Origin of the sequence: Acerihabitans sp. TG2, from assembly GCF_035013185.1 — a bacterium.
GTDB lineage: Bacteria > Pseudomonadota > Gammaproteobacteria > Enterobacterales > Enterobacteriaceae > Acerihabitans.
Genome location: NZ_JAYGJO010000031.1, coordinates 1 through 13025, shown reverse-complemented (window position 1 = coordinate 13025; position 13025 = coordinate 1). Strand labels below are relative to the sequence as shown.

General features: G+C 55.3%; 4 protein-coding genes. All 4 read right to left on the bottom strand.

Annotation, left to right across the window (positions count from 1 at the left end):
* Positions 1 to 170: 170 nt before the first annotated feature.
* Positions 171 to 1706: a murein biosynthesis integral membrane protein MurJ gene (murJ, locus tag SJI19_RS20865; protein WP_323480188.1), complete on the bottom strand. Its 1536-nt coding sequence runs from the start codon at positions 1704 to 1706 to the stop codon at positions 171 to 173.
* Between the two features lie 312 nt (positions 1707 to 2018).
* Positions 2019 to 10580, bottom strand: coding sequence for a GH36-type glycosyl hydrolase domain-containing protein (locus SJI19_RS20860; RefSeq protein ID WP_323480187.1), 8562 nt, complete (start codon positions 10578 to 10580; stop codon positions 2019 to 2021).
* A 452-nt stretch (positions 10581 to 11032) separates the two neighbouring features.
* Positions 11033 to 11977: a Gfo/Idh/MocA family oxidoreductase gene (locus SJI19_RS20855; RefSeq protein ID WP_323480186.1), complete on the bottom strand. Its 945-nt coding sequence runs from the start codon at positions 11975 to 11977 to the stop codon at positions 11033 to 11035.
* 20 nt (positions 11978 to 11997) lie between these two features.
* Complete coding sequence (rimJ, locus tag SJI19_RS20850) at positions 11998 to 12582, bottom strand: ribosomal protein S5-alanine N-acetyltransferase (protein ID WP_323480185.1); 585 nt, start codon at positions 12580 to 12582, stop codon at positions 11998 to 12000.
* Positions 12583 to 13025: the final 443 nt, after the last annotated feature.

The window sequence follows — 13025 nt, the reverse complement described above, 5'->3', positions numbered from 1 at the left end:
CCCAGACTGGAAGCGTAGGCTTTTTTGTCACATTGAGGCCATTCGTTATGGATGGTCTCTCTCGACACCAACACGTAGGCGAAATGTGCCGATGTTACCCGGCACATTCACTTAACTCTGCCCATCAGGTTCAGGTTTTTGGGGCTTTCACCGCCTGGGGTATACCGGTCCTAGCTAACGGAGCGGGCAAAATCCCGTAGCCTGAAGCCCATTGCCAACAGCGCGGAGAAATACACCACGATACCCACCGCCACCACCAGTGCCAACCTGAGTAGACGCTCTAGCATATTGCCTTGCGCCCAGTCCGGCATGACCCACATCATAACGAGCAATGCCGTTGCCATCAGCATCACCGCAATCACCATGCGGATCAAAAAACCCAACCAGCCTGGCTGCGGTTGAAACATGTTTTTCTTGCGCAGTTGCCAATACAACAGACTGGCGTTAAGGCAAGCGGCCAGGCCAATGGATAAAGCCAAGCCGGCGTGCTTTAACGGGCCGATAAACACCAGATTCATTAACTGAGTGGCGATCAGCGTCACAATCGCCACCTTCACCGGCGTTTTAATATCTTGGCGGGAATAAAAACCGGGTGCCAACACCTTGACCATAATCAGTCCGATTAAACCCACTGAATAGGCCATCAGCGCCCGCTGCGTCATCGACGCGTCAAACGCGGTGAACTGACCATACTGAAACAGTGCCACCGTCAAAGGTTTTGCCAAAATTCCCAGGGCAACGGCACTCGGCAGAGCCAGGACAAAACACAGTCGCAGCCCCCAATCCATCAGGCGCGAGTATTCCTCATGATTGCCGCTAGAGAAAGTCCGCGCTAGCGAGGGCAACAAAATGGTGCCTAATGCCACGCCCAGTACGCCGGAAGGAAACTCCATCAGGCGATCAGCATAATACATCCAGGACACCGAGCCAGAGACCAGAAAAGAAGCAAAAATGGTATTGATAATAAGTGAAATCTGGCTTACGGAGACGCCCAGAATGGCCGGCCCCATCAAACGCAGTACCCGCCACACTCCCGCATCACGAAACTGTAAACGCGGCATGACCAGCATGCCGATTTTTTTCAGGTGCGGCAGTTGATAACCCAATTGCAATACCCCACCCACCACCACCGCCCAAGCCAGCGCCAGCACCGGTGGATGAAAATACGGCGCACCAAACAGCGCAAAACACAACATGCTGACGTTAAGTAAGGTCGGCGCGAATGCCGGCACGGAAAAACGGTTCCAGGTATTGAGGATAGCGCCCGCCAGCGACGCCAATGAGATCAATAGAATGTAGGGAAAGGTGATTCGCAATAACGACGACGTCAGGGCAAATTTATCCGGCGAGTCGACAAACCCTGGGGCCGTCACCATAATAACCCAAGGTGCGGCCAGCATGCCGGCCACCGTGACCGCCGCCAGTGCCAACGTGAGTAAACCGGCGATATACGCAATAAACGTCTGGGTGGCTTCTTCTCCTTTCTGGGTTTTATATTCAGCCAGGATCGGTACAAAGGCCTGTGAAAAAGCCCCTTCGGCAAAAATTCTCCGCAGCAGGTTGGGCAGTTTAAACGCGACAAAAAAAGCATCTGTCGCCATACCGGCGCCAAAAATGCGGGCAACCATCGCATCGCGGGCAAAACCCAGCACCCGGGAAAACATGGTCATGGAACTAACAGCAGCCAGTGATTTCAATAAATTCATGTGTGATTTGTTACCGCGCCTGGGCGTGGTGGCGACAAGCATGGCACAACTCTGCTATACCGGTCCCCAGCAACGTTCCGCTCTTTTTATTAGTGCGCATAGTCTACCCTGACTTTAACAAAGCGCTACCCCGAGTTGTTACTTCGGGTAACCAGCGGAGTATCGGTGCCACGCACGGCAACCCGGGGTTGATGTCGCTGCGCTGCCGTGCGTGGCGCCTCGTGCTGCTTCAGCCTTCAGCGGTCACTGAACTCACAGGTTCACTAGCAGGTGATGCATCCCCCCGATTTCAGCCTTCAGCGGTCACTGAACTCACATTTTCACTAGCAGGTGATGCGTTCCTCCATCAAGCGGTGCATGTGCCTGCTGCGCCACCAGCGTCAGCGGCTGATCATCGAGCAAAGCCTCAATCTCGGCGTGCTTCGGCCCGCTACGCTGAGTCACCTTGATACTGTAGTGTGTATCGAGTACCTGCACCTGTGCATCAAAGCCCGGCCAATCAGCGGGGATACAAGGGGCGACAATCAGGGTTTTCCCCTCGCGACGAATACCGAGAATGCCCTCAATACCAGCACGGTACATCCAGCCCGCAGAACCGGTGTACCAGGTCCATCCACCACGCCCGATGTGTGGCGCGACCGAATAGACATCGGCGGCGATAACATAGGGCTCCACTTTATAGCGTTTCACCTGTTCGGGTGTGAGCGCGTGGTTTACCGGATTGAGCAGTGCGAACAGTTCATGGGCCTTGTCACCCTGTCCCAGACCGACAAATGCCAGGATCGCCCACATGGCGGCATGGGTATATTGACCGCCGTTTTCCCGCAGCCCTGGTGGATAACCTTTAATATAACCAGGGTCGCGAGGCGTATTATCAAAGGGCGGCGTAAATAACAGCGCCAGTTGCTCTTTGTGCCGAATTAACAACCGGTCCACCGAGGCCATGGCCGTGGCGGCCCGCTGCGGTTCGGCGGATTCGGACAGTACCGCCCACGATTGGGCAATGGAGTCGATCTGGCACTCGTCATTTTCGTGGCTACCCAGCCAACTGCCATCATCAAAGGTCGCACGGCGGTACCAATCCCCGTCCCAGGCGTCACGTTCGATAGCCTGGCGCACAGACTCGGCGTGTGCCTGCCAGCGTACCGCCCGTTCTGGTTCCCGGGTGGCGACCCATGGCGAAAATAGCGCCAGGGTGCGAATTAACAGCCAGCCAAGCCAGACACTTTCGCCTTTGCCGCCTTCTCCCACTCGGTTCATGCCGTCGTTCCAGTCCCCAGTGCCCATCAGCGGTAAACCGTGTGCTCCGGTTAACGTCAGACATTGTTCTATCCCTCCCACGCAGTGCTGATAAAGCGTCGCACTTTCACCTGAGACCAGCGGCTGGAAAAAGGCGTCATATTCGCCTTCCGCCAGACCCGGCCCTTCCAGATAGGGCAGCACTTCATCCAATACCGTCTCATCGTGGCTGCAGGCGATATAGGTCGCCACCGCAAACGATAACCAAACCCGGTCATCGGAAATCCGGGTGCGCACCCCCTGCCCTGAATGTGGCAACCACCAGTGCTGAACGTCACCTTCCGGGAATTGTCGCCCCCCCGCACGCAATAAATGACCGCGGGTTTGTTCAGGCTGTGAAAAGGTTAGCGCCATACCATCTTGCAGTTGATCGCGAAATCCATAAGCACCACTTGCCTGATAAAATCCTGACCGAGCCTGAATCCGACAGGCCTGGGTTTGATAAAGCAACCAGCCGTTAAGCATAATATCCATGGCTGGATCGGGCGTGGTCACCTGCACTGCGCCCAATCGCCGTTGCCAGTGATCCTTTACCTGAGTCAGCACCGCATCCAGATCCGCACGTCGGTACTTCTCTATCAATTGCTGGGCGCTTTGCGCCGAGTCGCCCTGACCGATGAACCAAATCACTTCCACCGTTTGATTGGCCGCAATCTCTATGTGCGTTTGCAAGACCGTGCAGGGGTCAAAACCCGCACCGCTGGCGCCGCTCAAATGACTGCCGCTCAATAACGCCGCCGGGGCGTTAAGTGAACCGTTGCGGCCAAGAAATTCAGTGCGATCGCCCGTATAGCAATCCTGAGCACCGTTGAGGTCGGCAAACGCCACCCGTCCTTGAAACGAGGTGGCCCAGGTGTTACGCACAAAAACCGCATTGGTCTGGGCGTCTTGCTCGCTGACAATATAAGGGCCAGATGCACTGCGCGAGGTACCGAGTACCCATTCAACATAAGCGGAAACGGACAGGTGCAGCGGACGATCACCCAGGTTTCGCAACCGGAGTCGGGAAATTTTGACTGAATCCTCCAGCGGCACATATTGCAGCAGGTCGGTGGCGCAATCGAGCGTATGGTGCTCGAAATGTGAATAGCCAAAACCATGTCGAGCCAGATAACGTCCACCATCATTAATCGGGTGGACCGTCGGACTCCACAGAGTGCCGTTATCCTCATTACGGATATAAATAGCCTCCCCACCGCTATCGAGCACCGGATCGTTCAACCAAGGGGTCAACTGATTCTCGCGGCTATTTTGCGCCCAGGTATAACCACTGCCCCGGGCCGACACCTGAAAGCCGAAGTCCTCATTGGCAATCACATTAATCCAAGGTGCCGGCGGCTGGGTTTGCTTATCCATTATCACCACGTATTCACGCCCGTTATTGGCAAATCCCCCGGTGCCGTTATAAAACGCCAGACCCACAGGTATTGGCAATACGACTGCGGGCGGTGACGGCAACCTTAGCTTGCGCTGCGGCAATAACGTCACTGGCGGCAGCTCAAGCGCTGCCAACTGCGTGCTTATCGTGCCTCGCCGCGCCAGTAGCGAGACCCGAGCCACGGATTGCAGCAACATGCGTGCTTCCTGGGTCATCAGGTCAGCACGTAAGGTGTAGACACTGCCGCGGTTGGCATTGCCGGAGTAGCGCGGATGCGACTGGCTGCTGCGTACCGCCGTTTCAATAGCGATTTGCAGATCCTGTAAATACGATGAGGCGTGCTCGTTGATGATCACCAGATCAACACTAAGCAATTTCATATGCCAATATTCATGGGCACGTAGTAGCTGTTTTACCTGGGCGATATCCTGGATATCGTCGATTCGCAGCAGCACGATGGGAAAATCACCGGAAATGGATAAGGGCCAGAGTGCAGATTGGGCGCCAGCGCCGCTAATGATCGCCGCCGATGGCGCACGAAAGCGTGCATCGGCATACAACAATGGTGCCGCCAGACGCTGGAAATCGGCCGCCTCCTCAGTATTGATATCAAGATGTCTTAATTGCACCTGCGCCTGAGTCCAGGCCAAGGTTTTTGCCCGTTTATAGGCGCCACGGTCATGATGCTTATCAATTAACGCCATCAACGCCGTTTCCGTGGTGGCAACCAAGGTCCAAAACGTCACCCGCACCGAAGCCCCTGAAGGGATACGGACCTTACGCCGCAAGGAAAAGATGGGATCCAGCACCGTACCAACAGTATTGGATAGCGGGTCACGGTTTATCACCGCGTCACCGAGGGTGGCCGAGGTATTGTAACCGATAAAACGCGCCCGATCGGTTTCATATTGGGTATCGCCCAGACTCTCACCTTCAACCACCGCCAAATGCGCCGCCCATACCCGGGGTTCATCGACAGTGCGCGGGCGCCGAGTCGCTATGAGCGCGCTAAATTCCGACAGGTAACGGGTTTGCACAAACATTTTGGCGAACGCGGGGTGGGCAACATCGGTACTGTGCGGTGCCAATACGATTTCCGCATAAGACGTGAGTTCGACTTCCCGCGTACGACGACCGCTGTTGGTGAGCATAACCCGCCTTACTTCACCGTCATCCTCGCCGGAGACCAACACATTCATCGTGGTGGTTAACGTCCGGTCATGGTGGATATAAGTGGCATCGTCCTCGCTAAAAATCACCTGATTATAGGACTTGCCCTTGAGCGCACGAATGCGCCGTTCGCTTTGGCTGGTAATACCATGCTGTTGTAGACCAGGCGACCATATTTTGCCGCTGCGTAGATCGCGTAAACGGATAAATCCACGACTCTCATCACAAGTCACATCCTCACGCCAGCGGGTAATGGCAATATTGCCCCAACGGCTGTAACCACCACCGGATACCGTCAACATCACGGCATAATGCCCATTGGATACCAAGTGCGTGACCGGCGCGCCAGCCGGTAGCGCAGAAAAACGACGCTGAGTGGTGAAGGTATGTCCGGCCTTAACCATCGTTTTTTTCACTTCCTCAGCATGAGGTTTGCTGAGTGCCACTTCACGTGGCATGCGTTCTTGTAACAGCAGTTCGCTGGCCTGGATCATCGGTTCACGATGAAAACGCGCACGCATCCGGCCCTGTAATAAGGTGTTGTCCAAAGCGACAATGCTCATTCCCTGATGATGGGCCATATAGCTGCGCACAATAGCCACCTTCTGGTTGGCCGGCAAACGCGATGCAGTATAGTCAAGTGCTTCATAAAAACCATAGGTTCCGCTAGCACCTATCTCCGCCAACCGCTGGAGGTTATGTACCGCAGCGCGACCGTCCACCATAGAGGCCAGGGCGGTAGCGTAAGGGGCGATAACCCGGTTTTGCGCCAGACCGCGCTGCAAACCCAGCCCAGGCACACCAAAGTTGGAATATTGATAGGTAAATTCCAGATCACGGGCATTATAGGCCGACTCGGATACGCCCCAGGGAATTCCCAGGCTATGCCCATAGGCTTGCTGATGGGCCACCACCACCCGATTGGTTTGCTCCAATAACGTACCGGCCGCTGCACGCATCACCAGCGACGGCATCAGATATTCAAACATGGAGCCAGACCAGGAGATCAGTGCCGCCCCTTTACTTGATTGAATGGCGGCACGGCTTAAGCGAAACCAGTAGCGGGTGGGAATATCACCTTTAGCGATGGCAAACAAGCTGGCCAAGCGGGCCTCGGACGCCAGCAGATCATAACAGCCGCTGTCGAGCTGGTTATCGCTAAATGAGTAACCAATGGAGAGCAGTTTACGCTCTTCGTCCACCAGAAAGCGGAAGTCCATTGCCATGGCCAACGCCCGTGCACGATCAGCCAAGGATTGAAAGCGCCGTGCCAGTTGTTGCGTAGCGGCCGATGAGCGCAACCGATCCTCATTATGACCGGCCAGCCCGTGGTGTAATGCCGCCAGCCAAAACAGCAGATCGGGGTCCGCAACGTTGTGTTCATCAATCACCTGATCTTCGTTCAGGTCATAAGCGTGCTCGCTCATCACCCGATCGGCGAGCAGTCCATAGGCTTCCTCAGCAATTTCAGCCAGACGCGGCAAGGGACTTTCATCCGCCAGCGGTTGTTTCACCAGACGTTCTATTTCCGAGAGCATAATGTCTAGTGGTATTTGGTGCTCGTCGCGGGTTTTCTTTAAGGCCTGGCGGATCAATATAAGGTGATCCAAGGTCCCGGCGCGCCAAGCCGTCGTCACCGGGTTCTCGCACCATTCTTCGCACGCGTTGGCCAACGCAATCAGATGCCCGGCCAGGTTGCCGCTGTCCACGGAAGAGACATAAGCGGGAAGGAGCGCCTCCAGGTTACGGGTTTCATACCAATTGAAAAAATGACCACGATAGCGCTGCAGTTTATCTAACGACGCCAAGGTTGCTTCCAACCGCGACAGGCTATCGATACTGCCGGCCCAGCCAAAATCTCTGGAGGCAACAGTGGATAACAAATAAAGGCCGATATTGGTAGGGGAAGTGCGATGCGCCACCACTGGCCGCGGGTCTTCCTGAAAATTATCCGGCGGCAGCATATTTTCCGCCGGTGTCACAAAGGTTTCAAAAAAACGCCAGGTACGCCGTGCAATCAACCGCAGGGTTTGGATCTCCTGTGGGGATAACACCGTCTGAGGCGCTATTCTGGGTGGGCGACTGACCCAGACTGCTACCACCGGCGACAACAGCCATAACAGAGCAAACAGACCGGCCAGGGGTGCATTCCAAGGCGCCAGCAGCACGGCCGCGCCGGCAATAACCAGTCCGAGCACGATCCCGCCAACCATTCGCCGGTAAAACCCGCACAGCGTCAACCGTGGGCTCACGCCGGTTTGCGCCGAGGTGGTCCATTCCAGCAACCGGCGATGACTCACGCTTATCCTAAACAGGGTACGACCGATGGCATCCATCATGTGCCAGGCATTATCGGCTAAAAATACCACCTGCAGCCCGATACGCAGCAAAGCATAACGGAAATCCACCAGCACATTGCGCAGATGTTTGCCCAGCGGGATGCGGCGTCGACGCGGCAAGAGATCACAGACTATTGGCACCAACGATGGCACAGCCATCGCAGCAATAATCAACAACATGCCCACTGCGGGCAACGGCGAGGGCAACAGCCAGATCCAGCCCAGCGCCAACAGGCTAAACGGTGCTACCAGGGAGCGGCGCAAGTTGTCGATCATTTTCCAGCGGCCCACAGCCGGGACCGGGCATTCACCACTACGCCCGCTGATGATCCAGGGCAATAACTGCCAGTCGCCGCGCGTCCAACGGTGCTGCCGTTTTGACACCACATCGTAACGGGCCGGGGCGTTTTCCACCAGTTCAACATCCGATGCCAGCCCGGCACGGGCATAAATGCCTTCAAACAAATCGTGGCTTAACAGGGTGTTGTCCGGGATCCGTTGATCAAGTGCGGCTTCAAAAGCATCCACATCGTAAATCCCTTTGCCGGTATAGGATCCTTCGCCAAACAGGTCTTGATACACGTCCGATACCGCCGCCGCATAAGGATCGATGCCGCCCGGTCCGGAGAATACGCGCTGATAGATCGACCCTTCACCACCCAAAGGCAACGACGCCGTGACGCGCGGCTGCAGAATGCCATAACCACTGATGATCCGTTTATGCTGCGCGTCGTATTTTGGCTGGTTGAGCGGATGGGCCATTTTACCCACCAGCCGCACCGGCGTGTCGCGTGGCAAGCGGGTGTCCGCATCAAGGGTGATGACGTAACGCACCCCTGACGGCACCTGGCTGCCCGCAATAAAACTAGTATCGGCGGCACCACGCAACAGACGATTAAGCTCATGCAGCTTACCGCGCTTGCGCTCCCACCCCATCCAGCACCCCTCCTGCGAATTAAAGCGGCGCTGACGGTGCAATAATAAAAAGCGCGCGCCGGCCGGCCCCGAGCAATACCGCTGGTTAAGCAGGGCAATACCGTCTTGGGCGAAGTCCAGTAACGCCGCGTCGCCAGGCAATGTCTCCTGGTATGCATCCAGGTTATCGGACAACAGGGCAAAGGTGATATCCCCTTTTCCGCTCGCCAGATAATGCACCTCCAGGCGTTCGATTTGCTCAATGATATCCTGATGATCCGTCAACAATACCGGCACCACAATCATCGTGCGCAAGGAGGAGGGAACCCCGTCGGTGAGCGCCAATCCGGGCAGGGGTGATGCCCCGAGCCGCCAATTGATCATGCGGTTAACCACGGCGCTGGCGGCGTCACTAAAGACGGGCAACGCCAGCAGGATAAAGACCCCTAGCGCGCCGACAATCGGCAACTGCGAATGCAAAATAGCCGCAGCCCATGCCGCCAACAGCAAAGAAAAAACGATAATCATCCCGGCATAACCCACAATGCCAGGCCGGATGACCACCCGGTTGATGCGCAGATGCCAGGGGGGTGTGAAGCCAATCGCCCGTTCCAGCGCGCCTCTGCCCTTGGCAATCAGATGATAACCCGGGTCACCCATCCTGGCCGCTTCACGCGGGTCGGTCTGCTCTGCCGCCGCCTCTTGCGCGATGCTTAATACCCGTCCCGCGATATCCAGTTCGCTTAGGGCCGATCCCCGCGCTAATTGCTCGATAGCGCTGCGATAGAGATTGCGGGTGGTGAAATTCATTTCGGCAAAGGCGCTGTACTGACGCAAACGCTCATCCACCAGACTGACGCTTTCAAATAGCGTGGCCCAATCAATATCGGAAATCAAACGCATACTGGTAATAACATTACGCACAGTAACGTTAGAGGCACCCAAGCGCTGTTGGGCATTTTGCACAATCAGTTCGATAGAACTGTCTTGCTGGTTTAAACTTTCTTCCAGCCAGGTCAGTGCCGGGGTGGTCAGTGGATCCAGATTACGCAGGCGTTTTGCCAACTGGGCGGCAAATTGTTCGTTAAGGGGCTTGGCATGGCGTGATAGACGGGCCACATCCATGGCGGCCTGCGCATTACCTTTAACCAGCAGCCGGTTGGCAATCACATCTGCCTCGTGGCGTACGCTGCGCCCCTCAGTCATCTGATCCGCCAGACGACGCAGGTTTTCAATCAGGACAATACGTAACGTAATGGCCACCGCCCACAGTTCACCAATGGTGAGCGGTTGTACCCGTTGATAGGCGTTGATAAAACGCTTGAGATTTTCCGGGTCGAAATGACTATCGGTATGCGCAATAAAAGCCCAGGCCAAGCCGAACACCCGTGGGTAGCCAGCAAACGGCCCGGCTGCCAGCTTGGGCAGCAGTCGATAGAAACTCGGTGGCAAATCCTCACGTATCTCACGAATTTGGGCTTCGACGAGATGGTAGTTATCCAGCAACCACTCTGCCGCCGGCATCACCGCCCGTCCTTTCTCTAATTCCGCCGCACTGTCGCGATACGCGGTCAACAATACGCTGGCATTTTCATTGAGCCGTTGGCGTAAAGACTGAACGGTGGGTGGATTGGCGCTGACCTTCTGGGCTTTCGCCAGGGTCTGGGCGTGTTGTTCCAAACGTTCGACGCCAAACAACTCCCCTCTTACGGGAACACGATCGCCCCAAGGTGACGAGTCCTTACCAAACATGCCAGCAAATATATTTCTCATAGCAACCTTAACCCGCAGCGTCTTGCCACGAGCGCAACAAGTTAACAAACATGCAACATGGCGCGTTATACACTTAACGTCTCTATCGTCCGCGCGCAATCGAACCGTTGCGTCAACACAACGGCGTTCGTCAGCAATAATGGCCGATACAGACCAACGTCCTAAATCGCCATGAAAACGGCGGCGTAACCCTGGTAAGAGGCACGTCACAACCTGTGAGTTAGCGTTCGCACATGCCTGAATACGGAGTGCCTTAACGGCAAAAAGAGATGAAAGAACCGAATGGGGGACGTTTACATGATCCTCTTCCTACGAACCTGTCGCAGAATATACCGGTACGCTAAATATGGACCATAATCTCCATTTTCGCCAATGCGATCGGGTCTATTTACCGGAAAGACGGTATTTACCGGCAAAAAAACGGCCAGGGAGAGGCAAGATAAGCGGCTGGGTTAACCCGCCAGGATGTGCTCAACCCAGGATTGCGCCAGCAGTGCCTGCTCGCCACTCACGCAAGGGGGCGTTTGGTTTGCCACCGACGCGATAAAGTGCTCCACCGCACCGGTAAAACCCCGCTGCGTCAGGATGGTTTGCCAAGCCGGCACCGGCAACTCGCTGATCACACCCTGGCTTTCACTGCGCCACAGTCGCATCTCCTCAATGCGATAGACCGCCCCGGACGTCACCGCGCTAACGGTCTCACACTGGCTGCCAGCCTGGCGGTGCATACTGGTCGTGATGGCGCAACCACGCTGGGTGAAATAGTGCTCGGCGTAGAGCATCTGCCCGCTTGGATTTTTTTGCAATACCCCACCCTTAAGTGTCGTCCCCTGGCATGGCACCGCCGCGCCAGCGCCAGTCAACGCACCGTCTGTGAGCCACAAGGCGGTATCTACGACATGCAAATAATCATCAAGTAAGGTAAAACGCACATCCTGTGGACCGATGCTATCGGCGCGATGTTTATCTATGCGTAGCGAGGCCGCCTGGTCCAGATTTTGTTTCAGCCGCAGATACAATGGGGCAAAACGGCGATTAAATCCCACCATCAAAAACCGCCGCTTACGGACCGCCAGCTCCACCAATTGTTGCGCGTGTTCTAGTGTACTGGCCAAAGGCTTATCCACGTAAACATGGACACCCAGTGCCAACAACTGCCCCACCACGGCAAAATGGCTATCAGTACTGGTATGCACAAACACCGCGTCACAATCGGCCGCCAGAGCAGACAGCGTGGAATAGCAACTGATGCGGTAACTGTCGCACAGGACACGGGCTTTCAACTGGTTTGGCGAGAAGGCGCCAACAACCTGCCAATGGTCGCTTTGGCATAACAAGGGGAGATACACTTTTTGCGCAATACCGCCGAGCCCGACAAGCCCAATCCGTAACGTCATACTGTCTCCGAACCGGGAGCTTAACGCCCCGGAGTCCATGTGGTATTGGTCAAGGCGGTCAGTATATGATCGCGCCATTGACCATCGATCAGCAGGTAATCTTTGGCAAACCCCTCCTGCTCGAAACCAAGGCGGGCCAGCAGATTGCCGCTACGCTGATTGTGAGGCATATAGTTGGCCATGATGCGGTGCATTTGTTGATAACGCTGCATATAACGTATCGCGGATTGCAAGGCTTCGAACATCAATCCCTGACCTTGCCATTTTTCACCCAGGGAATAACCGAGAAAACAGGCATAAAATGAACCACGCAGCACGTTGCTGAAATTGGCCACGCCGTAGATCTCTTTTTCATCCGGATCAAGCAAAACAAAATAGTAGGCACTGCCCTGCCGGTGCATTTCGGTAATTAAACCCAGCCTGGCCTGCCATCCGGAGGGCGCGCAGTGGCTTTCATCGCGAACCGGTTCCCAGGGTTTAAGATAGTCCCGATTGGCCGCATAATAATCAGCCAGAAGATAGGCGTCCCGTTCAAGTACCAAACGCACCACCAGCCGGGAGGTAACCAGTCGCACTTTCGGCGACGCCGAGCGATAGCCAAACATCTTTCCTCCGCTATCCGGGCAATATAATAAGCATCGTAGTTAAACGCCGGATTACGTGGCGCTAGGCCAAGCATAAACCTTGTTAACGTGATCCTTTGCATAAATTAGCGTGTTCCAACGCAATTTTCGATAATAATTATTCTCTCTTCCGGGCTATCGTTCCGTGCCTAGAACGTACAGAATAAGCACTCTCATTATACCCAACCAGCAATTTGAAAGATAACGGATATTACCCAATAGATTTCGAGTTACAGGCAGGCGGCAAACGAATGAACCCGATGAGCTTACTCAGGTAAGTGATTCGGGTGAAAGCGTGCAGCCAACACACCTGCAGCTTGAAAGATGAAGGGAGCATACCCAATAGATTTCGAGTTGCAGGCAGGCGGCAAACAAATGAACCCGATGAGCTTACTCAGGTAAGTGATTCGGGTGAAAGCGTGCAG

Coding starts and splice junctions, on each gene's coding strand:
- murJ (WP_323480188.1), bottom strand. CDS start 1,706: ATGAATTTATTGAAATCACTGGCTGCTGTTAGTTCCATGACCATGTTT.
- SJI19_RS20860 (WP_323480187.1), bottom strand. CDS start 10,580: ATGAGAAATATATTTGCTGGCATGTTTGGTAAGGACTCGTCACCTTGG.
- SJI19_RS20855 (WP_323480186.1), bottom strand. CDS start 11,977: ATGACGTTACGGATTGGGCTTGTCGGGCTCGGCGGTATTGCGCAAAAA.
- rimJ (WP_323480185.1), bottom strand. CDS start 12,582: ATGTTTGGCTATCGCTCGGCGTCGCCGAAAGTGCGACTGGTTACCTCC.